Origin of the sequence: Neisseria weixii (assembly GCF_042658245.1) — a bacterium.
Lineage (GTDB): Bacteria > Pseudomonadota > Gammaproteobacteria > Burkholderiales > Neisseriaceae > Neisseria > Neisseria weixii.
Genome location: NZ_JBHSPY010000005.1, coordinates 93,944 through 115,913, shown reverse-complemented (window position 1 = coordinate 115,913; position 21,970 = coordinate 93,944). Strand labels below are relative to the sequence as shown.

Annotated in this window: 10 protein-coding genes, 1 pseudogene and 1 CRISPR repeat array; of the genes and pseudogenes, 9 read left to right on the top strand and 2 right to left on the bottom strand. The window is 47.5% G+C overall.

From position 1 onward, the window contains the following. Positions 1 to 232: 232 nt before the first annotated feature. From metF to ACFPVS_RS04825, 6 genes and pseudogenes are all read left to right on the top strand, one after another. Entirely contained in the window at positions 233 to 1,126 is an 894-nt protein-coding gene (metF, locus tag ACFPVS_RS04850; RefSeq protein ID WP_096294925.1) for a methylenetetrahydrofolate reductase, read from the top strand. Positions 1,127 to 1,187: 61 nt separating this feature from the next. Next, a complete protein-coding gene (gene metE / locus ACFPVS_RS04845; protein ID WP_096294926.1) occupies positions 1,188 to 3,461 on the top strand; it encodes a 5-methyltetrahydropteroyltriglutamate--homocysteine S-methyltransferase in 2,274 nt (757 codons plus the stop codon). Positions 3,462 to 3,791: 330 nt separating this feature from the next. Next, positions 3,792 to 7,034 carry a type II CRISPR RNA-guided endonuclease Cas9 gene (gene cas9 / locus ACFPVS_RS04840; RefSeq protein ID WP_378595453.1) on the top strand — a complete coding sequence of 1,081 codons (3,243 nt, stop codon included), beginning with the start codon at positions 3,792 to 3,794 and terminating at the stop codon, positions 7,032 to 7,034. A 77-nt stretch (positions 7,035 to 7,111) separates the two neighbouring features. After that, positions 7,112 to 8,026 carry a type II CRISPR-associated endonuclease Cas1 gene (gene cas1, locus ACFPVS_RS04835; RefSeq protein ID WP_096294927.1) on the top strand — a complete coding sequence of 305 codons (915 nt, stop codon included), beginning with the start codon at positions 7,112 to 7,114 and terminating at the stop codon, positions 8,024 to 8,026. Beyond that, positions 8,019 to 8,345, top strand: coding sequence for a CRISPR-associated endonuclease Cas2 (gene cas2 / locus ACFPVS_RS04830; RefSeq protein WP_096294928.1), 327 nt, complete (start codon positions 8,019 to 8,021; stop codon positions 8,343 to 8,345). Before cas1 ends, cas2 begins: the two co-directional genes overlap by 8 nt. 63 nt (positions 8,346 to 8,408) lie before the next feature. Next, positions 8,409 to 9,236: a CRISPR direct-repeat array (repeat unit 36 nt; unit sequence ATTGTAGCACTGCGAAATGAGAAAGGGAGCTACAAC). A gap of 178 nt (positions 9,237 to 9,414) precedes the next feature. Next, positions 9,415 to 11,645, top strand: a pseudogene (locus ACFPVS_RS04825) (DNA internalization-related competence protein ComEC/Rec2). A gap of 573 nt (positions 11,646 to 12,218) precedes the next feature. Here the strand turns inward: ACFPVS_RS04825 and ACFPVS_RS04820 are convergent. Beyond that, the gene (locus ACFPVS_RS04820) at positions 12,219 to 13,589 is read right to left on the bottom strand and encodes an FAD-binding oxidoreductase (RefSeq protein ID WP_096294929.1); all 1,371 of its coding nucleotides are present in this window, start codon (positions 13,587 to 13,589) and stop codon (positions 12,219 to 12,221) included. Positions 13,590 to 13,746: 157 nt separating this feature from the next. Further along, positions 13,747 to 14,052: a hypothetical protein gene (locus ACFPVS_RS04815; protein ID WP_096296092.1), complete on the bottom strand. Its 306-nt coding sequence runs from the start codon at positions 14,050 to 14,052 to the stop codon at positions 13,747 to 13,749. 532 nt (positions 14,053 to 14,584) lie between these two features. On the opposite strand from ACFPVS_RS04815, the gene ACFPVS_RS04810 reads away from it, so the two are divergent. The 3 genes from ACFPVS_RS04810 (at position 14,585) to glgX (ending at position 21,774) form a co-directional block, all read left to right on the top strand. Next, on the top strand, positions 14,585 to 15,064 hold the full coding sequence (locus ACFPVS_RS04810) for an FKBP-type peptidyl-prolyl cis-trans isomerase (protein WP_096294930.1): 480 nt from the start codon (positions 14,585 to 14,587) through the stop codon (positions 15,062 to 15,064). A gap of 248 nt (positions 15,065 to 15,312) precedes the next feature. Continuing rightward, complete coding sequence (gene glgB / locus ACFPVS_RS04805) at positions 15,313 to 19,629, top strand: 1,4-alpha-glucan branching protein GlgB (RefSeq protein WP_378595452.1); 4,317 nt, start codon at positions 15,313 to 15,315, stop codon at positions 19,627 to 19,629. Between the two features lie 150 nt (positions 19,630 to 19,779). Next, on the top strand, positions 19,780 to 21,774 hold the full coding sequence (glgX, locus tag ACFPVS_RS04800) for a glycogen debranching protein GlgX (RefSeq protein WP_378595451.1): 1,995 nt from the start codon (positions 19,780 to 19,782) through the stop codon (positions 21,772 to 21,774). Positions 21,775 to 21,970: the final 196 nt, after the last annotated feature.

The following is a 21,970-nucleotide window of genomic DNA, read 5'->3' as shown; positions in this document are numbered from 1 at the left end:
GAATCGTCCATCCTTGACGGAGTTTTTTGAGTACGGGTTGTTTGAAGTCTTCTGAATAGGCCATGGGGGAATTGTATCGGAGAATATGTTTATTTGCCATAAAATGCTGATTTAATTTATTATTAAAATAATTCATGATTAATTGGAAAATTTTGAAATTGACTCATGATAAAGAAAAACATAAGATAGCGTTAACAGAGAGCACAGCACCATTGCAAAAGAGGTAAAAGCCATGAGTTACGCAAAAGAGATTAATGCACTGAACAACAGTTTGTGTGATTTAAAAGGCGATATCAACGTATCGTTTGAATTTTTCCCGCCGAAAAACGAGCAAATGGAAACCATGCTGTGGGATTCGATTCACCGCCTGAAAAACCTGCATCCCAAGTTTGTGTCGGTTACTTATGGCGCCAATTCGGGCGAGCGCGACCGTACACACGGCATCGTCAAAAACATCAAACAGCAAACCGGCTTGGAGGCTGCCCCGCATTTGACCGGCATCGATGCCTCGCCTGAAGAGCTGAAGCAAATTGCGCAAGATTATTGGGACAGCGGTATCCGCCGCATTGTCGCTTTGCGTGGTGACGAGCCGGCCGGCTATGCGAAAAAGCCGTTTTATGCCGAAGACTTAGTCAAAGTATTGCGTTCGGTGGCCGATTTTGATATTTCCGTGGCGGCTTACCCGGAGGTGCATCCCGAAGCCAAATCGGCGCAGGCGGATTTGATTAATTTGAAACGAAAAATCGATGCCGGCGCCAATCATGTGATTACCCAGTTTTTCTTTGATGTCGAAAGCTATCTGCGTTTTCGCGACCGCTGCGTGACCGTCGGTATTGACGCCGAAATCGTGCCGGGCATTTTGCCGGTCACCAATTTCAAGCAGTTAGGCAAAATGGCGCAAGTGACCAATGTGAAGATTCCGAACTGGTTGGCGCGTATGTATGACGGTTTGGACGACGATCAAGGCACGCGCAATCTGGTGGCGGCGAGTATTGCCATCGACATGGTGAAAGTATTGTCGCGTGAAGGCGTGAAAGATTTTCACTTTTACACGCTCAACCGCAGCGAATTAACCTACGCGATTTGCCACACTTTGGGTGTACGCCCATTGCCGAACGCCGCTTAAGTATTGAATAACCCTTTATTTTTTTAATCAATATCGAACATTTTAAATCAGGAGAGAGCACATGGCTACATTACATTTTTCAGGTTTCCCGCGCGTCGGCGCATTCCGTGAATTGAAATTTGCGCAAGAAAAATACTGGCGCAAAGAAGTGAGCGAACAAGAGCTGCTGGACGTGGCCAAAGGTTTGCGTGAGAAAAACTGGCAACATCAAACCCAAGCCGATGCGGATTTCGTGGCAGTGGCCGATTTCACTTTTTACGACCACATTTTGGATTTGCAAGTGGCTACCGGTTCGATTCCGGCGCGTTTCGGTTTCGACAGCCAAAACCTGACCTTGGAACAATATTTCCAATTGGCGCGCGGTAATAAAGATCAGTTCGCCATCGAAATGACCAAGTGGTTTGACACCAACTATCACTATTTGGTGCCGGAATTCCACGCCGATACCGAATTCAAAGCCAATGCCGCGCATTACGTTCAGCAATTGAAAGAAGCCCAAGCCTTAGGCTATAAAGCCAAACCGACCATCGTTGGCCCGCTGACTTATCTGTGGATCGGTAAAGAAAAAGGCGCAACCGAATTCGATCGTTTGAGCCTGTTGCCTAAATTATTGCCGGTTTACGTGGAAATCCTGACCGAATTGGCGGCAGCCGGTGCCGAATGGATTCAAATTGATGAGCCTGCATTGGCGGTTGACCTGCCACAAGCATGGTTGGATGCTTATCAGGACGTTTATGCCACTTTGAGCCAAGTGAACGCAAAAATCCTGTTGAGCACCTACTTCGGCTCGGTTGCAGAACACGCAGGCCGTCTGAAAGCCTTACCTGTAGATGGTTTGCACATTGATTTGGTGCGCGTGCCCGAGCAATTGGATGCATTTGCCGATTACGACAAAGTATTGTCTGCCGGCGTGATTGACGGCCGCAATATTTGGCGCGCTAATTTGAACAACGTATTGGCCACGCTTGAGCCTTTGCAAGCCCAATTGGGCGAGCGCTTGTGGATTTCCAGCTCATGTTCGCTGCTGCACACGCCATATGATTTGTCGGTAGAGGAAAAACTGAAAGCCAACAAACCTGCCTTGTTCTCATGGTTGGCCTTCACCTTGCAGAAAACCCAAGAATTGCGCGTGTTGAAAACCGCATTGAACCAAGGCCGAGAAGCCGTTGCCGCCGAATTGGCCGACAGCCAAGCCGCTGCCGATTCACGCGCCGCGAGCAAAGAAATCCACCGCGACGACGTTGCTCAACGCTTGGCATCACTGCCAGCCGATGCCGACCAGCGCAAATCACCGTTTGCCGAGCGCATCAAAGCGCAACAAGCATGGCTGAACCTGCCGCTGCTGCCGACCACCAACATCGGCTCATTCCCGCAAACCACCGAAATCCGCCAAGCGCGTGCCGCATTTAAAAAGGGCGAACTCTCTGCCGCCGACTACGAAGCTGCGATGAAAAAAGAAATCGCCTTGGTGGTGGAAGAGCAAGAGAAATTGGATCTGGACGTGTTGGTACACGGCGAAGCCGAGCGTAACGACATGGTGGAATATTTCGGCGAATTGTTGAGCGGTTTCGCGTTCACTCAATACGGCTGGGTACAAAGCTACGGTTCACGTTGCGTGAAACCACCTGTGATTTTCGGTGACGTAAGCCGTCCGAACGCCATGACTGTGGCTTGGTCAACCTACGCACAAACCCTCACCAAACGTCCGATGAAAGGCATGTTGACCGGCCCGGTAACCATTCTGCAATGGTCTTTCGTGCGCAACGACATTCCACGCAGCACCGTGTGCAAACAAATCGCACTGGCGCTGAACGATGAAGTGTTGGATTTGGAAAAAGCCGGCATTAAAGTGATTCAAATCGACGAACCTGCGATTCGCGAAGGTTTGCCTTTGAAACGTGCCGACTGGGATGCTTACCTGGCTTGGGCCAGTGAAGCCTTCCGCCTGTCTTCAACCGGTTGCGAAGACAGCACCCAAATCCACACTCATATGTGCTACTCTGAGTTCAACGACATTCTGCCTGCGATTGCCAGCATGGATGCCGATGTGATCACCATCGAAACTTCACGCTCAGATATGGAACTGCTGACTGCGTTTGGCGAATTCAAATACCCGAACGACATCGGCCCGGGCGTGTACGACATCCACAGCCCACGCGTGCCAACTGAAGCTGAAGTGGAGCACCTGCTGCGCAAAGCCATCGAAGTGGTACCGGTTGAACGCCTGTGGGTGAACCCAGACTGCGGTCTGAAAACCCGCGGTTGGAAAGAAACCATCGAGCAGTTGGAAGTGATGATGAACGTTACCGAGAAACTGCGCAAAGAATTGGCTTGATTTTGAGTTGATTTGAATTAAGTGATAAAGGCCGTCTGAAAGAATGAATCTTTCAGACGGCCTTTTAGTATTTTTAGATAAAGTTAAGCCCCTCAAAACCGAAATTTGAGGGGCATGATGTTTATTAAGAATGAATTCTTAATAAACAGTGCATTTCGGCACAGATATAAATATCTTTCGGTGGCCTTATTGTAGCAACGTTTCTCATTTCGCAGTGCAACAATGGAATCAATTCTACGTTTGGAAAATAATGTTGTCAATAATTTAATTGCATAAAAATACCCAGATGCGATATATTTATATTTAACATTTCCATACAAAGGGTTAACGATGATTACCACGAAATTGAAACCGATGAATTATATTTTGGGTTTGGATATTGGCATTGCCTCGGTTGGTTGGGCTGTGATTGAGATTGATGAGCAGGAAATGCCAAAACGCTTAATTGATGTCGGTGTTCGGGTATTTGAAAAGGCCGAAACCGCCAAAGAGGGTGAATCTTTGAATAAGGTTCGTCGAGAAGCGCGAAGCCAGCGGCGCATTATCCGTCGTCGTGCGCATCGTTTGTTGCGTGCGCGCCGTTTATTAAAGCGGGAAGGTGTTTTATCGTCAGCAGATTTTGATGAAAAAGGTTTGGTGAATGATTTGCCGAATATGCCTTGGCAATTGCGTGTTGCTGCGCTTGACCGAAAACTAATGCCTAAAGAATGGGCGGCAGTATTGTTGCATATAGTAAAACACCGTGGCTATTTATCGCAGCGAAAAAATGAAGAGCAAAGTGCCGATAAAGAGTTGGGTGCATTGCTTTCTGGGGTTAAGGCCAATCATGAGGCATTGAAAGATGAACAATTCCGTACCCCTGCTGAATTGGCGGTGAAAAAATTTGAGCAGGAAGCAGGTCATATCCGCAATCAACGCGGTGATTATTCTCATACTTTTAACCGCAAAGATTTGCTTGCCGAATTGGATTTATTGTTTGAAAAGCAAACAGAATACGGTAATCCTCATGTTTCAGACGGACTTAAAAAAGCAGTTAAAGATTTGTTGATGGTTCAACGCCCAGCACTTTCCGGTAATGCGGTGCAGGAAATGTTGGGGCATTGTACGTTTGAAACTGCTGAATATAAGGCGGCCAAAAATACCTACACCGCCGAGCGTTTTGTTTGGTTGACTAAGCTGAATAATCTGCGGATTTTGGAAGAGGGTACAGAGCGGGCATTAACGGATAGCGAACGCAGCCAACTGATTGACTTAGCTTATCAAAAATCCAAGCTGACTTATGCACAAGTGCGTAAGGAATTGGAGCTGAATGAAACTGCTCATTTCAAGGGTTTGCGCTATGGTGCAGACAATGCTGAAAATGGCACTTTGATGGAAATGAAAGCTTATCATGCCATTAGCCGGGCCTTAGAAAAAGAAGGTTTGAAAGATAAGAAATTGCCCTTGGCTTATAGCCCTGAATTGCAAGACGAAATTGGAACGGCGTTTTCATTATATAAAACCGATGATGATATTCGAGGCCGTCTGAACGGCTTATTGCCGGAAGCGGAATTAAATGCGCTGCTTCTTCATTTGAATTTTGAGAAATTTATTCAAATTTCGCTTAAAGCGTTACGTAAGATTCTGCCATTGATGGAACAGGGGCTGCGTTATGATGAGGCTTGCCAGTCGGTTTACGGCGACCATTATGGGCAAAAAGAAAAGCGTGAAGAAATTTATTTGCCGCCGATTCCGGCCGACCAAATCCTAAATCCGGTAGTGTTGCGCGCTTTGTCTCAAGCACGAAAAATCATTAATGCCGTGGTGCGTCGATATGGATCGCCGATGCGGATTCATATCGAGACGGCGCGTGAAGTGGGCAAATCTTATAAAGACCGCAAAGATATTGAAAAACGCCAAGAAGAAAACCGCCGTGATAGAGAAAGAGCGGTGGCGAAGTTTAAAGAATATTTCCCTCATTTTGTCGGCGAGCCTAAAGCCAAAGATATTTTGAAAATGCGCTTGTATGAGCAGCAGCATGGGCAATGCTTGTATTCAGGCAAAGAAATTGATTTAGGCCGTCTGAATGGAAAAGGCTATGTTGAGATTGACCATGCTTTGCCATTTTCACGAACATGGGACGACAGCTTTAATAATAAAGTGCTGGTATTGGGCAGTGAGAACCAAAACAAAGGCAATCAAACGCCATATGAATATTTTAATGGTAAAGAAAATAGCCGTGAATGGCGGGAGTTTGTTGCGCGTGTACAAACCTGCCGTTTTCCATACAGTAAAAAACAAAGAATTTTGCTGCAAAAAATTGATGAAGAAGGCTTCAAAGAGCGCAATCTTAATGATACCCGCTATGTGAGCCGATTCCTGTGTCAATTTGTGGCCGATAATATGATGTTGAAAGGTAAAGGTAAGCGTCGCGTGTTTGCTTCTAATGGCCAAATCACCAATCTTCTACGCGGCTTCTGGGGCTTGCATAAAGTACGTTCTAATAATGACCGCCATCATGCCGTGGATGCCATTGTGGTGGCTTGTTCAACGGTTGCCATGCAGCAGAAAATCACCAATTACGTGCGTTATCGTGAGATGAATACATTTGATGGTGAAATGCTTGATAAAACAACCGGTGAAGTCACACGATTAAGCTTCCCACAGCCTTGGGATTTCTTCCGCCAAGAAGTAATGATTCGTGTATTTGGCCGTCCGGAAGGCGACCCTCAATTTGAGATAGCCGATACGTCAGAGGCGCTAAAAGCTTTGTTGGCAGATAAATTATCATCACGGCCTGAGGCAGTACATGAATATGTTACACCGCTGTTTGTTTCTCGTGCACCAAACAGGAAGATGAGCGGACAGGGACACTTAGAAACCATTAAATCACCTAAACGTTTAGCTGAAGGTATCAGTGTCTTACGTGTACCTTTAACGCAATTAAAACTTTCGGATTTAGAGAAAATGGTCAATCGTGACCGCGAGCCTAAATTATACGACTCTCTGAAAGTGCGTTTGGAAAACTACGGAAATGACCCTGTGAAAGCCTTTGCAGAGCCATTTTACAAGTTGGATAAACATGGTCTTCCTACCCAGCAAGTTAAGGCTGTGCGTGTCGAGCAAGTCCAAAAATCAGGGGTGCTTGTACGAGAAGAAAACGGCGTGGCCGATAATGCCACAATGGTCAGAGTAGATGTATTTGAAAAAGATAATAAATATTTCTTAGTGCCTATTTATAGCTGGCAGGTTGCTAAGGGGATTTTGCCGGATAGGGCGATTGTGGCTTTAAAAGATGAGTCAGAGTGGGTTATTGTGGATAATTCGTTTGACTTTAAGTTCTGTTTATATTCGAATGATTTGATTAAGTTAAAAACTAAGAAAGATGAATTCTTTGGATATTTTGTTAGTCTGAATAGAGCGAACGGTGCTATTGACATTAAAATACATGATATGGATATAAGTAAAGGGAAAAATGGTATTTTCCAAAGTGTTGGTGTAAAAACTGCTCTTTCGTTCCAAAAGTTTCAAATAGATGAACTTGGCAAAGACATTACCCCATGTCGTCCTAAAAAACGTCCACTGGTTCGTTAATTTATCTCCCTGTTTCAGGCTGTCTGAAACAGGGATTTTTCGTCTTTAATGATAAATGATAATTTTAGGACATTATGATGACTTGGAGAAGCGTACTCATTCAAAACAGCAGCAAGTTATCTTTGCTGCGTAAACAACTCAATATCCAGCAAGAAGGAGAAAGTTATACCGTTCCTTTAGAAGATATTGCGGTCATCGTAGTGGAAAATCATGGAACATTGATCACGGCGCCGCTACTATCGGCCTTAGCAGAAAATGGCGTAACTTTGCTGACCTGTGATGAACAATTTTTGCCTTGCGGACAGTGGTTGCCGTTTTCACAATATCACCGCCAACTCAAAACCTTGAAGCTGCAAATATATGCGGGCGAACCGATTAAAAAGCAGCTTTGGCAAAAAATTGTGAAACAAAAAATTTTGAATCAGGCTTTTTGTGTAGATGAAACCGGTAATGATATTGCCGCTAAACGCTTGCGTATATTGGCTTCTGAAGTGAAATCAGGCGACAACGGCAATCAAGAGGCACAAGCTGCAGCATTGTATTTTCAGGTTTTGTTTGGCGAAAGATTTACCCGCACAGAAGACAATGAAATCAACGCACATTTAAATTATGCTTACGCCGTATTGCGTGCAGCGGTGGCGCGCAGCCTAGTGTTATATGGGTGGTTGCCTGCATTGGGTTTGTTTCATAAAAGTGAGCTAAATCCTTTTAATTTAGCTGATGATTTTATCGAACCGCTTCGCCCATTGGCTGATTTAATGGTGATTCAATTAAAAGAGAGAGGCCGTCTGAGAGAACAATTAAACACAATGGCAAAACAACAGCTTATCAGCGTGTTACACCATCAAATGATGATTGAGCAGCAAAGTTTCAGCACATTGGCAGCCATTGATAAAATGATTTCATCGTTTCAGACGGCCTTGAGTCAAAAAAATGCTCGTTTTTTGAAATTACCCGAGTTACAAACATTAAAGGCATATCAATATGAGTGAGGCGAAATTTATGAGAATTATCGTTTTTTTTGATTTGCCGGTGACGACGGCAGCCAAGCGAAAAGTGGCCAACCAATTCCGACATTTTTTGCTCAAAGATGGTTACCAAATGCTGCAATTATCCGTTTACAGCAGAATTGTAAAAGGTAGGGATTCGTTGCAAAAACACCACAATAGGCTGTGTGCCAATTTGCCTGAAGAAGGTTCTGTACGCTGTTTGGAAGTAACAGAAAAGCAATTTGCCAGTATGAAATTGCTTTTAGGAGAGCTAAAAGTACAAGAAAAAAAGGTTAATGCAGACCAATTATTGTTGTTTTAAGAAGGTTTTAAGTTAGAAAAATCAAGCGGAAAACCTTATTGAATAAGTCTTTCCGCTTGGTTTATTGTAGCACTGCGAAATGAGAAAGGGAGCTACAACCCTTACGCTGCAACAAGCCACACCCTGATTATTGTAGCACTGCGAAATGAGAAAGGGAGCTACAACGAAAAAAAAGTTGGGCTGCGCGGTTGCGAAATTGTAGCACTGCGAAATGAGAAAGGGAGCTACAACCTTTGAAATTTATCAATAAAGGTTAAAAAAATTGTAGCACTGCGAAATGAGAAAGGGAGCTACAACTAGTTATGCTGATGTAAGAAAATATCCAATATTGTAGCACTGCGAAATGAGAAAGGGAGCTACAACGCCTCATCATCTTTGTATTTCCAGCTTTGAATTGTAGCACTGCGAAATGAGAAAGGGAGCTACAACAAAAGTGTTCGCTACGCTCCGACAGGCGATATTGTAGCACTGCGAAATGAGAAAGGGAGCTACAACGCCGCGCGCAAGCTGGCGACGTATGTGGGTATTGTAGCACTGCGAAATGAGAAAGGGAGCTACAACAGTTCGCACGAAGAACCCCGAAAAATACAAATTGTAGCACTGCGAAATGAGAAAGGGAGCTACAACTTACCGATTTGGAACGGCAATCAGGTATCTATTGTAGCACTGCGAAATGAGAAAGGGAGCTACAACAGGCTTTCTGAAGAATTGTTTAAACCGATTATTGTAGCACTGCGAAATGAGAAAGGGAGCTACAACTTCCTTGTTTGTGCTAAACTTCATTTAATTATTGTAGCACTGCGAAATGAGAAAGGGAGCTACAACTGATCTTGGAAGGATATTTTGCGCGAAGCCATTGTAGCACTGCGAAATGAGAAAGGGAGCTACAACAACCTTCTAATTGTCTCGTTTTGTGTATCTATTGTAGCACTGCGAAATGAGAAAGAAATTAAATAACACCAATCAATAATAAAAGCCGTCTGAAAAATATTTTTCAGACGGCTTTTTCTATGCATATCCATTATTTCTAATTTATCATAATAAAAAACTATTACAAGAGAAATAATATATGTTGCGTTATGTATTGCCGTGTTGGGTATTCGGGGTATTGGTGTCGTTCCTGCTGCCTGTCATACCGCCGTTGTGGGTTTGGCTTGCGGCGTTTGGGTTGATTTTATTGGCGGCTTGGCGTTGGAAACCGGCGGCGCTGTTGTTGTGTGTGTTGTTTAGCATGGCTTATGGAATATGGCGTACGGAGTCGGCTTTGGTGCAGCAATGGCCGGTGGCGCGGGTGGAGAATGTGGCGTTGACGGTGGTGGTGGACGATTTGCCTCGCCGTGATAAGCGGCGGGTGCAGTTTGCGGCCAAGGCTTGGGATAAGGATGGCGGCGAATATCGGCTGGTATTGTCGGATTATCAGCTGCGTGATTGGCCGGTGGGCAGCCGCTGGCAGGTGTCGGCGCGGGTGCGGCCGGTGGTTGGTGAAGTAAATTTACGCGGGCTGAACCGTGAGGCGTGGGCGCTGGCCAATGGTGTGGGTGGTATGGGTTCGCTGGGTAAGGGCAGGGTGTTGCTGAGTGAGTCGGACAGCCTGAATCTGACGCTTTGGCGTGAGCGCATCAGCCGTAATTGGCAGCAGGCGAATCTTTACGGGCATGGGTTTTCAGACGGCATCGGATTGATGCGGGCATTGGGGATTGGTGAACAATCGGCGTTGCGGGCGGAATTGTGGCAGGCGTTTAGGCCTTTGGGCTTGACGCATTTGGTGAGTATTTCGGGGCTGCATGTGACGATGGTGGCGGTGTGGTTCGGCTTTTTGGTGAAACTGTTGCTGCGGATGTTGCCTGTGGTGCCGAAGCGGCCGAGATTGTGGGTGTTGACGGGCGGTGTGCTGGGGGCGTTATTGTATGCGGGTTTGGCGGGGTTTGGTGTGCCGACGCAGCGCAGTGTGTTGATGTTGGCAGCGTTTGCCTATGCGTGGTGGCGCGGCAGCGGTTTATCGCCGTGGGCAGGTTGGTGCCAGGCTTTGGCGCTGGTGCTGCTGTTTGATCCTTTGGCGGCATTGGGTGTAGGTTTGTGGCTGTCTTTCGGCTTGGTGGCAGCGCTGATTTGGTCGTCGGCAGGCCGTCTGAACGAGTGCGGATGGTGGTTGGCTGTGCGCGGGCAATGGGCAGCTACGTTGCTATCGGTGGTGTTGCTGGGTTATATGTTTGCATCGCTGCCGCTGTTGAGTCCACTGGTGAATTTACTGGCGATTCCGTGGTTTTCTTGGGTGTTGACGCCGTTGGCTTTACTAGGTTCGGCTGTGCAGTTTGCGCCGCTGCAATGGCTGGCGGCGGCTTTGGGGGAATACACGCTGCGGTTTTTGGTATGGCTGGCGGCATATTCGCCTGAGTTTGCGGTGGCGGCTGCGCCGTGGCCGTTGATGGTGTTGGCGGTTTTGGCTGCTTTGGTTTTGTTGCTGCCGCGCGGCACGGCATTGAAACCTTGGGCTTGCTTGGTGTTGGTTGGGTTTGTGTTTTACCGTTTGCAGCCTTTACCGGAAGGCCGTCTGAAAGTTTGGGTATGGGATGCGGGGCAGGGGCTGTCGGTGTTGATGCAGACGCGCGAACACGTTTGCTGTTCGATACCGGTACGGCGCATGCGGTGGGTGCGGGTATTGTGCCGAGTTTGAATGCGTTGGGTATCCGGCGGCTGGATAAGCTGGTATTGTCGCATCATGATATTGATCACGACGGCGGCTATACGGCAGTCGAGCGTGCGCAACCACCCGAAAAGCTGCTGGCCGGTCAGCCTGAATTTTATCCGCAAGCCGAGTTTTGCGATGAGTCGCAATGGGTGTGGAATGGTGTGGTCTTCGAGTTTTTAAGGCCGTCTGAAGCGCATTCGGGTAAGGATGACAATGATGAAAGCTGCGTGCTGCGTGTGGTGGCCGACGGGCAGGCGTTGTTGCTTACCGGCGATATGGGGCAGAAGGGCGAAGTCGATTTGGTACAAAAATACGGTAATGCGCTCTACAGCCAAGTATTGGTTTTGGGGCATCACGGCAGTAATACGGCCAGCGCGGGCTTGTTTTTGAATGCGGTGTCGCCGCAATATGCGGTAGCCTCGAGCGGCTATGCCAATAGCTACGACCATCCGACCAAGGCGGTGCAAAATAGGGTGGCGGCACATGGGGCGACATTGTTGCGTACGGATTTATCGGGTGCACTGGTATTCGAATTGGGCGGTGGCGCGGAAGTCTTCCAAGGCCGTCTGAAAAAGGAAAAGTTTTATTGGCAGAAAAAGCCGTTTGATTGAGTGAATGCCATGGAAAAATGCGTTCAGACAGTCTGATCGTAAACTTAACAAAAGTATAGTTATCCTTGCTTTGTGTGAATCCTGCTGTGGATAATCAGGTTTGTGGATTGAAATTTAAAGAAAAAATTGAATTGTTTAAAAAATAGGCAAAGTGATTTTCATGCAAAAAGCGCTGAATCCGTCAAGCTTAAAGTATGATTTCAGACGGCATTTTGTTGCGAATTGGAGATGGCTTGGGAATAGTCATCACGGGATAAGTTTGGCTGATATCCGTGATTAAAGTGTGTGATGATGTGTGAATCATGTGGATAACTGGTTTTGTTGTTTGAATTTTAATAAGAAAAAAATATTGCTTAAACTTTGGGCAATAATAAATAGGCCGTCTGAAAGATGTTTTTTCAGACGGCCGAGACCTTTGCAAAATCCCCATCTTTGTCACATTTCTTCGTTATGCGCTGCTCGAAAGCTTGCCTGTCTTGATGATATGTCTGCGCTTTCTGTGCTGCTATAACTTTTGAACTGTACTCAAATCCGGGGTTTTGCAAAGGTCTCAGACTGATGGTTTGATAAATGTTAGGGCAATAGCTTACCCGGATTCATAATATCATGCGGATCCAATTGCGCTTTAATGGCGCGCATTAAGGCGATTTCAGCTGCATCGCGTACATGGGGAATCCAATGGTTTTTGATTTCGCCAATGCCGTGTTCGGCAGCGATGGTGCCTTGGTGTTTTAAAATATGTTCGTAAACGATGGTGTTGATAATATCTTCGTATTCATACACTTCGTTGCCCATAATATCGGGCAGGAAGGTGTTGTAATGAAGGCTGCCGTCGCCCAAATGGCCGAAGCAAACGATTTGGATATCAGCAAAACGTGCTTTTAAGGCAGCGGCGCATTCGGTCACAAAATCAGCCACGTTCGCAATCGGGGTAGCGATGTCGTGTTTGATGCTGGTGCCTAAATTGCGCTGCGAAGCGGAAATGTTTTCACGCAAGATCCACAATTCTTGACGTTTTTGCTCGGATTGTGCCAACACGCTGTTTTCATAGCCTTGAGTGTAAAGGTATTCGGCCAATTGTTCGGCCAAATCGGTGTCGGGAATGGAATCGGTCAGTTCCATCAAAATATGCCAATCAGCATCGGTCGGTTTGGTTAATTGACTGAATTGAGACGATAAATCTAAGGCAAAGCGGCTGATAAGTTCGAAGCTGGATAAGCGTTCGGCAAAATGGCTTTGAATTTTGGTGAGCAGACTTACTGCTTCATCAATGCTGGATAAGCCAACCCATGCGGTGGCGGTGGTTTGCGGGCGGGCGAAGAGCTTTAAGGTGGCGGCCGTAATCACGCCGAGCGTACCTTCGCTGCCGATAAATAAATGGCACAAGTCGTAGCCGGTGGTGTTTTTATGCAAAGGTTGCAGGTGGGAAACCAATTCGCCGTTGGGTAAAACGATTTCCAAGCCTAATACCAAATCGCGCATGGATCCGTAGCGCAACACATTCAGCCCGCCGGCATTGCAGGCGATGTTGCCACCGATTTGGCAGGAGCCTTCGCTGGCTAAACTTAAGGGAAAAAAACGGCCGGCATTGGCGGCGGCTTCTTGCGCGTGTTGTAAAATCATACCGGCTTCGACGGTCATGCTGTTGTCGGCTAGGTTGATTTCACGCAGCTTGTCGAGCCTAGAAAGGTTGAGCAACACGCCTTGGCGGGCAACTGCCGCGCCGCATAAGCCGGTATTACCGCCTTGAGGCGTGACGGTGATGTGGTTCTCATGACAAAAGCGCAGGATTTTTTGCACGCTTTCAACGGAATGGGGTTGTAGAATAATATCCGGGGTAGATGTGAAGCGGCGGCGTTGGTCGATGATAAACGAAGGAGCCGGTTCGAGAATTTCTGAAACGTGAAGAAACGATTGAAACGAGGAGAATAGGTGGGAGTGCATGCTGTGCCTGATGAGTGTTTGTTTTGTGAGGAGTCAGGATTATAGCGCAAATCTGCAAATAAACTGGGCACAGGCAGAAGGTATCAAAGGTCGTCTGAAAAATATAAAAGCAGGATACTTTAGAGAAGTATCCTGCTTTTTATTCTGAAACAGAATATTAGTTAGCAGCAGAAGTGGCGGCTTCGGCAGCAGAGGCGGCAGCGTCGGTTGCAGAAGCAGCAGCAGAAGCGGCTTGAGTAGCAGCTTGAGAAGCTTCAGAAGCGGCTTCAACAGTAGCTTCGGTAGTAGCAGAAGCGGCTTCAGTAGCAGCAGAAGCCGCAGCGTCAGCAGCAGCTTCGGCAGCAACAGAAGCAGCAGAAGCAGCAGAAGCGGCTTCAACAGCAGCTTCTTTAGCCGGCTCAGAACCACCACAAGCAGCCAAAGTCAAAGATAACAAAGCAGCAGCGAACAATGAATTTTTCATTTTATAACCTTCTTTTTTAAATCGATTTAAGTAAAAACTAAAAAACGGCCGCATAGCGGCCTCTTACAGTAGAAATTCATTCCTGAATTTTCTTAATTATGCCCCACCGTATAAGCCATTGCAACGGCGTGAAATTAAGAGAGAGAGCGCAGAATGAATTACTTAGTTTGATAAAATAACAAAATAGTTCCGGATTTTTGGAAATTTTGTAACAATTATCCCATAAAATTCCGATTAAATATTTTTGAATTCAACTATTTATTATCTTGCTTGAAGGTGTTTGTGACAAAATCGTGAAAATTTTGGCAAAGTGTTAAAATTTGAGAAGTTTTTGCCATTTTGTTGTGGAAAAACAACAACAAATATTAATTATTAATTTTGTAAAAAGTGGCGTTTTAATTTGCAAGTGGTGGAAGATGGTGCTTGCCGGCTTTCTTCGGTGCCGCCAGTCAGGATGACACACTTCAAGCAGCGGCTCTGTGTTAGAATGCAGCTTGTATCAACTGTGGTAACAATTAACAAGGACGACAAAATGGCGATTGCTAAAAATTCAGTAGTATCCCTGCATTATGAAATGTACGATGCCAACAACCAATTATTGGATAAAACCGAAGAGCCGATCGTGTATCTGCACGGTGGCTATGATGGTATTTTCCCATTGGTTGAAGAAGCATTACACGGCAAAAATGTCGGTGAGACCGTAGAAGTGGCATTGTCGCCTGATGATGCGTTTGGCGAACAAGATCCGGAATTGGTGCGCATTGAAGATGTCGGTGTGTTCCCGGTTGAAGTTGAAGTGGGCATGATGTTTGAAGCCGATGATCCAGAAACTGGCGAAGTATTGATTTACCGCGTGACCGATGTGGCTGACGGTAAAGCTGTGGTTGATGGCAACCATCCTTTGGCCGGCATGAAAGTGTTGTTTAAAGCGACAGTCGAAGGTATCCGTGAAGCGTCTGCTGAAGAAATCGAACACGGCCATGTACATGGTCCGCATGGTCACCAACACTAATTTGTGAACGGATGATAAAGGCCGTCTGAAAAGTTTTGACCTGTGTGTCGAACCCTTCAGACGGCCTTTGGTCTGATTGGTGCATCCAAACAGCTGATTGAAAAGATTATCAAATTTTGGCTTAAATCAAATCAAGCTGAGAAAAATGCGCTTTAGAGGCGGCCTACGTCGAATTACATATTTGATGCCGCGCAATCTATATTAAGATTAGCTTCACACACCCTTAACCGCAACGGCAGATTTACGCGATGAACTTATTAGAAACACAAGCCGGCGAACACGGCATTGATTTAGGTTTTTACGACATCGGCGGCGTGTACCACGAAACCATGCCCGAAGTTTTGCAGGCTATCCTTCAAGTTTTACAGCAAACCGATGTTTCAGACGGCCTGTTTGCTGATACCTTAGTTGCAAGCGAGCAGGAAGTGCAAACTCTAGGCTTGCCTGCAACATTTCATTCAGCCGCAGAATGCCGTTTAGAAAACGAAGCTGGTGAAAGCTGGGTTTTAAATGCCTATGATGACAATGGCAACGTGCGGGTGGCTTTGCCCGAGTTGGCTTCCGGCTATTATGTATTGTCAGCCGGAACTGATGGTGCGGCGGTGAAACTGCGTTTGATTGTGGCGCCGAAATCGGTTTATCAGCCCAAAGCGCTTTCAGACGGACTGAGGATGAACGGCCTGACCACGCATCTTTACAGCTTGCGTTCCGAACGCAACTGGGGCATAGGCGACTTTACCGATTTGGCCGATTTGATGGTTTTTGCGGCCGGACAGCAATTGGATTTTATCGGCATCAATCCGCTGCATGCGCTGTTTACCAGCCGTCCGGCTTATGCCAGCCCGTATAGTCCGTCATCGCGTGAATGGCTTAATCCGATTTATTTGGATGTTGCCAAGGTCGCTGCGTTCAACTATGGCGAAAAAGCCAAAAAGTGGTTGGAGCAGCCGAATATCCAGCAACGCATCGCCGCCTTGCGCGTGACCGATACTGTCACCTATACCGCCGTTTGGGCGTTTAAACGCGATGCGCTGCAATTGGCATTTAACGCGTTTGAAAAAGAAACGTGTGAAGAAGCCCAACGCGAGCGCGAAGCCTTTGCCGCTTTTGCCGCTGAAAAAGGCGAAGCTTTGCGCGGTTTCGGCTTGTTTGAAGCCTTAGATCAATATTACAACCAACCGGGTGAGATTGGTTGGACATCGTGGCCGTCTGAATACCAGGATCCGCAGAGTGAAGCGGTACGGAATTTTGCCAAAGGACACGAACGCGAAATCCGTTTTTATATGTGGCTGCAATGGCTGTGCGCGCAACAATTGGCCGAAGTGAACCAAGCTGCACAAAAATACGGTGTGAAGCTGGGTATTTACGGCGATTTGGCTGTCGGTGTGGCGCGCGGCGGCTCGGATACTTGGCTCAACCGCCGCGATTACTGCATGGATATGTCGGTCGGCGCGCCGCCGGATCCGTTGGGGCCGACCGGTCAAAACTGGAATCTGCCACCGCTGAATCCTTATATGCTCAAACACGGCGGCTATGAAAAATTCGCCCAATTATTGCGTGCAAACATGCGGTTATACGGCGTGTTGCGTATCGATCATGTGATGGCTTTGTGCCGCCTGTGGTGGATTGTGGGCAGCCAAACCGCCGATCACGGCACGTATGTGCATTACGATGCCGAAGCGATGTTTGCCATTTTGGCTTTGGAAAGCCAACGCCATCAATGCGTGATTATCGGCGAAGACTTGGGCACGGTGCCGGATCAGGCACGGGAATTGCTCTACCGCTATCAGGTGTATGCCTATAAAGTGGTGTATTTCAGCCAAAATGCACAAGGTTTCGAGTGGCCGCAAGATTATCCGCATCAAGCGATTGCGGTCATCAGTACCCACGACGTGGCACCGCTGGCTGCCTATTGGACCGGTAAAGATTTGGCCACGATGCACCGTTTGGGTACGATTGCCGATGGCAAAGCATTTCAGACGGCCTTGCAACAGCGCGAACACGATAAAGCCGATTTGTTTGCTAAATTAAAACAAAGCCGCTGTTTGGCGGAAGATGCCGATATGCCGTCTGAAATGACCGAAGATTTGATGAGCGCGGTGCATCGCTATGCTGCACAAACCGGGTGCAAACTGCTTGCCCTGCAATTAGAAAACCTGCTGGGTATGAGCGATAACCTCAATGTGCCGGGCGTGGCCGAAGGTTATCCGAATTGGGCGCGCAAAATGCCGGTAACGCTGGAAGATTTCCCTAAACACCGCTTGATGAGCGGACAACTTGCCATGATTGACGAGGTACGCATGAAGAAAAACAGCCACACCAAGACTTACCACGAGCTGGATTCCGTCGAACGCGACACGGTCGAGAGCCTGTTTTTGGCGACGCACAATGATTTGTTTGCTTATCTGGGCCGACACCGTTTGGCAGAAGGTGATGAAGTGGTGCGTACGCTGTTTCCGGGAGCGTTTAGTGTGGACATCGTCAACCGCCACGACGGTAAATTGATCAGACCGTCTGAAAAAATCGATGAACGAGGCTTCTTCGTGGCCGTGTTGCCGGAAGATGCGCCTGACTATGCGTTGAGTGTGAAATACAGCGAACATGGTGAAGCCGTCCTCGAAGAAGATGTATATCGTTTCGGTACAGCCCTGCAGGATATGGATTCATGGTTATTGGCGGAAGGCAAGCATTTGCGGCCGTATGAAACCTTGGGCGCGCACTTTGCCGAAGTGGACGGTGTGAAGGGTGTGAGCTTCGCTGTGTGGGCGCCGAATGCGCAGCGCGTGTCGGTGATTGGTGAGTTTAACCAATGGGACGGCCGCCGCCATGTAATGCGTTTCCATCGCGACAACGGTATTTGGGAGATGTTTATCCCGGGCATCAAGCTCAACGATTTATACCGCTTTGAAATCCGCGATATCCACGGCAATGTACGCCAAAAAACCGACCCATATGCTTTCGGCGCCGAATTACGCCCGGGTACGGCTTCGGTAGTGCGCGGTTTGCCGGATAAAGTGGCCGAACCGGAGTTTCGCGCCCGCGCCAACGCCATTGATGCGCCGATCAGCATTTATGAAGTGCATTTGGGTTCGTGGAAGCGCAATCCGGAAAACAATTTTTGGCTGACGTATGAGCAGTTGGCAACCGAATTAGTGGCGTATGTGAAAGACATGGGCTTTACCCACATCGAACTGTTGCCCATTTCGGAATATCCGTTTGACGGTTCGTGGGGTTATCAAGCAACGGGCCTGTATGCGCCGACCAGCCGTTTCGGTTCGCCCGACGAATTGCGTGCCTTGATTAAAGCGGCGCACGATGCGGGCATTTGCGTGATTCTCGACTGGGTGGCCGGCCATTTTCCGGTGGACGACCACGGTTTGAACAAGTTCGACGGTACGGCTTTATACGAACACGCCGACCCGCGCGAAGGCTATCATCAGGATTGGAACACGCTGATTTACAACTTCGGCCGAAACGAAGTGAAAAACTTCCTACAAGGCAATGCGTTGTATTGGATTGAGCGTTTCGGTTTCGACGGTTTGCGCGTGGATGCAATCGCCTCGATGATTAACCGCGATTATTCGCGCAAAGAAGGCGAGTGGATTCCGAACCGATACGGCGGCAATGAGAACTTGGAAGCGATTGCATTTTTGCATGACACCAATACCATGTTGAAAACGGAAGTGCCGAATTCGACACAAATCGCCGAAGATTCGACTTCTTTCCCGAATGTGACGCGTCAAGAAGGTTTGAATTTCAGCTACAAATGGAACATGGGCTGGATGAACGACACCTTGCGCTATATGCAGGAAGACCCGATCAACCGCAAATACCACCACGATAAAATCACCTTTGCCATGATGTATCAATACAGCGAAAACTTCGTGTTGCCACTGTCGCATGATGAAGTGGTGCACGGTAAATATTCGCTGTTGGGGCGTATGCCGGGCGATTGCTGGCAGCAGTTTGCCAACTTACGCGCTTATTACGGTTTTATGTTCGGTTTCCCGGGCAAGAAATTACTGTTTATGGGCAATGAATTTGCGCAAGGCCGCGAGTGGGATTACAACGAAGGCTTGGATTGGCATTTACTGGAAGAAGAAGGAGGGTGGCATAAAGGCATGCAGGATTATGTGCGCGATTTGAACCACATTTATCAAGCCAATGCACCGCTGTATCAGCTTGACCAATGGCCGGAAGGCTTTGAATGGCTGGTAACCGACGACGGCAACAATTCGATTTTTGTATTTGAACGCCGCGACCGCGAAGGTAATACCATCATTGTCATCAGCAACTTCACACCGGTGGTGCACGATGCTTACCGCTTCGGCGTGAACCAGGCGGGTGTGTATCATGAAATCATGAATTCCGACCATACCGCCTATAAAGGCAGCGGCGTGAGTGCGGGCAAGGAAGTGGCGAGTGAAGAAGTCGCATCACACGGCAAACCGAATTCGCTGTCGGTAAAAATTCCACCGTTGGCCACCGTATATTTGTATAAAGCCGCCGATAAACCTGAGATGCTTGAAATAGGAGAGCCTGAAAGCGATTCTGTTGAAGAATAAGCAAGTTTTATCGGATACCGCTGTTTCAGAGGCCGCCTGAAACAGCGGTTTAGGCTGAATGCACTATGGCAGTATTGATGTTGGTAGGTTCAGACGGCCTAATCACCGCATCATCAGTTTGAATCAATAAGTTGGAATAAGGTAAGTGATATGAATGCCGAAGCATGGCATATTGAAGCAGGCCGCCCGTATCCTTTGGGCGTGTTTTTGCAGGAAAACGGGGTCAATTTTGCTGTATTTTCGTATTACGCACAATCGGTTGAATTGTGTTTGTTTGATGGGGAAAAAGAAACGCGCTTAGAGCTGCCTTGCCGTTCGGGCACGGTGTTTTACGGCTTTGTACCTGGTGTCAAAGCAGGACAGCGCTACGGTTTTCGCGTGTACGGGCAGGGGTATGGCGCATATTGCGCTTTTTTCAATCCGCAAAAGCTGTTGATTGATCCTTATTCGAAGCAGGTTGACGGGGTACCGCGCTACCGCGATGCCAAAGAACTGGCGTGGTTCCATCATTCAGACGGCCGTGATAATGCCGCCATTGCACCCAAAAGCGTGGTGGTGCCGCCTTCAGATTTCGATTGGGGTGATGACCTCCATCCCGATATTGCTTGGAATGACACGGTGATTTATGAAGCGCATGTCAAAGGACTCACCAAACAATTCCCCGATTTGGCATACGCCGGTACCTATCAAGCATTGTCGGATAAACGCGTGATTGCCTATTTGCAACAATTGGGCATCACTACGATTGAGTTGCTGCCGATACATCAGCATTTAGACGAATACCATTTGCAGAAAATGGGTTTGTCGAACTATTGGGGCTACAACACTTATTCGCATTTTGCGGTAGAACCCGATTACGCGGCTAATCCCGACAATGCCGCCGACGAATTCAGGCAGGCAGTCAAAGCTTTGCATGCGGCCGGTATCGAAGTGATTTTGGATGTGGTCTACAATCACACTGCCGAACAAGACATTGAAGGGCCGACCTTATGTCAACGCGGCATGGATAATTCGTTGTGGTATTGGCAAGACGGGCAGTATGAATATGAAAACTGGTCGGGCTGTGGCAATACGCTCAAAGTGGTGAACCGTGACATCAGCCGCTGGGTGATGGACAGCCTGCGCTATTGGGTGGAAGAATTTCATGTTGACGGCTTCCGTTTTGATTTGGGTACGATTTTAGGCCGCGAACCGGACTTTAAAACTTATGGCCGCTTCTTCAATATGCTGTTTCAAGATCCGCTGTTGGCCGGCCGTAAAATGATTGCCGAAGCGTGGGACATTGGTGAAGACGGTTACCATGTCGGCAAATTTCCACAACCTTTTGCCGAATGGAACGGCTTATTCCGCGATGATATGCGCGCGTTTTGGAGTTGGGAAAACGGTAATCTCGGCGCATTTTCCGAGCGTTTGTCGGGCTCTGCCGATATGTTTAATCACAGCGAGCGATTGCCTTCGGCCGGCATCAATTTCATCACCGCGCACGATGGTTTCACCTTGCAGGATTTGGTGAGCTACAACGAAAAACACAACGAACCCAACGGCGAGCTAAACCGCGACGGTCACAATGAAAACTTCAGCTACAACCACGGTGTGGAAGGCGAGAGCGATGATCCGTATGTATTACAGTCGCGCCAATACACCGCCAAAGCTTTGCTGGCATCGCTTTTTTTATCTGCCGGCACGCCGATGTTGCTTTCCGGCGACGAATTCGGCAACAGCCAGCGGGGCAACAACAACGGCTACTGCCAAGACAATGCCACGACATGGCTGGATTGGCCGTCTGAAACGCACGTGTTACAGGAATACGTGCATGATTTGATTGAAATACGCAAACAAATCAAATCATTAAATGCAGATGAATGGTGGAATAAAACGCACGTTACTTGGCTTAATTCAGACGGCCTTGAAATGACGGATAAATGCTGGAATGACCACACCGTAAAAGCCATGCAGGTTTTGCTGGATGACGAATGGCTGTTGTTGGTTAACGGCAAGCGTAGTACGCAGTTATTTAACCTACCTCAAGGAAGTTGGAAAGTTTCTTGCGTACCATCTGAGAAATTTAATTACGAACCGTTTTCCTGGCAATGCGAAGTGTCGCACATGGGTATATGGGTTTTACGCAAAGCGAATAAAGCATAGATTTTAATAGTGTTTTAATAGAAGCTCAGGTAAAATCGACGCATATCGGTTCTATTCGGCTCAAGATTTCTTAGATGTTGGCTGAGGCTGTCTGAGAGTATGGGCCTATAGAAAGATACACCGTCTGCCTAAATTTAAACTGTTTTGTAGTTTTCTATCGGATTGTTTGTTGGATTTTATTTAACCGATTTTCCTG

Bases quoted from the DNA above. Each gene is read 5' to 3' on its own strand.
- metF (WP_096294925.1), top strand. From the start codon at position 233: ATGAGTTACGCAAAAGAGATTAATGCACTGAACAACAGTTTGTGTGAT.
- metE (WP_096294926.1), top strand. From the start codon at position 1,188: ATGGCTACATTACATTTTTCAGGTTTCCCGCGCGTCGGCGCATTCCGT.
- cas9 (WP_378595453.1), top strand. From the start codon at position 3,792: ATGATTACCACGAAATTGAAACCGATGAATTATATTTTGGGTTTGGAT.
- cas1 (WP_096294927.1), top strand. From the start codon at position 7,112: ATGACTTGGAGAAGCGTACTCATTCAAAACAGCAGCAAGTTATCTTTG.
- cas2 (WP_096294928.1), top strand. From the start codon at position 8,019: ATGAGTGAGGCGAAATTTATGAGAATTATCGTTTTTTTTGATTTGCCG.
- ACFPVS_RS04820 (WP_096294929.1), bottom strand. From the start codon at position 13,589: ATGCACTCCCACCTATTCTCCTCGTTTCAATCGTTTCTTCACGTTTCA.
- ACFPVS_RS04815 (WP_096296092.1), bottom strand. From the start codon at position 14,052: ATGAAAAATTCATTGTTCGCTGCTGCTTTGTTATCTTTGACTTTGGCT.
- ACFPVS_RS04810 (WP_096294930.1), top strand. From the start codon at position 14,585: ATGGCGATTGCTAAAAATTCAGTAGTATCCCTGCATTATGAAATGTAC.
- glgB (WP_378595452.1), top strand. From the start codon at position 15,313: ATGAACTTATTAGAAACACAAGCCGGCGAACACGGCATTGATTTAGGT.
- glgX (WP_378595451.1), top strand. From the start codon at position 19,780: ATGAATGCCGAAGCATGGCATATTGAAGCAGGCCGCCCGTATCCTTTG.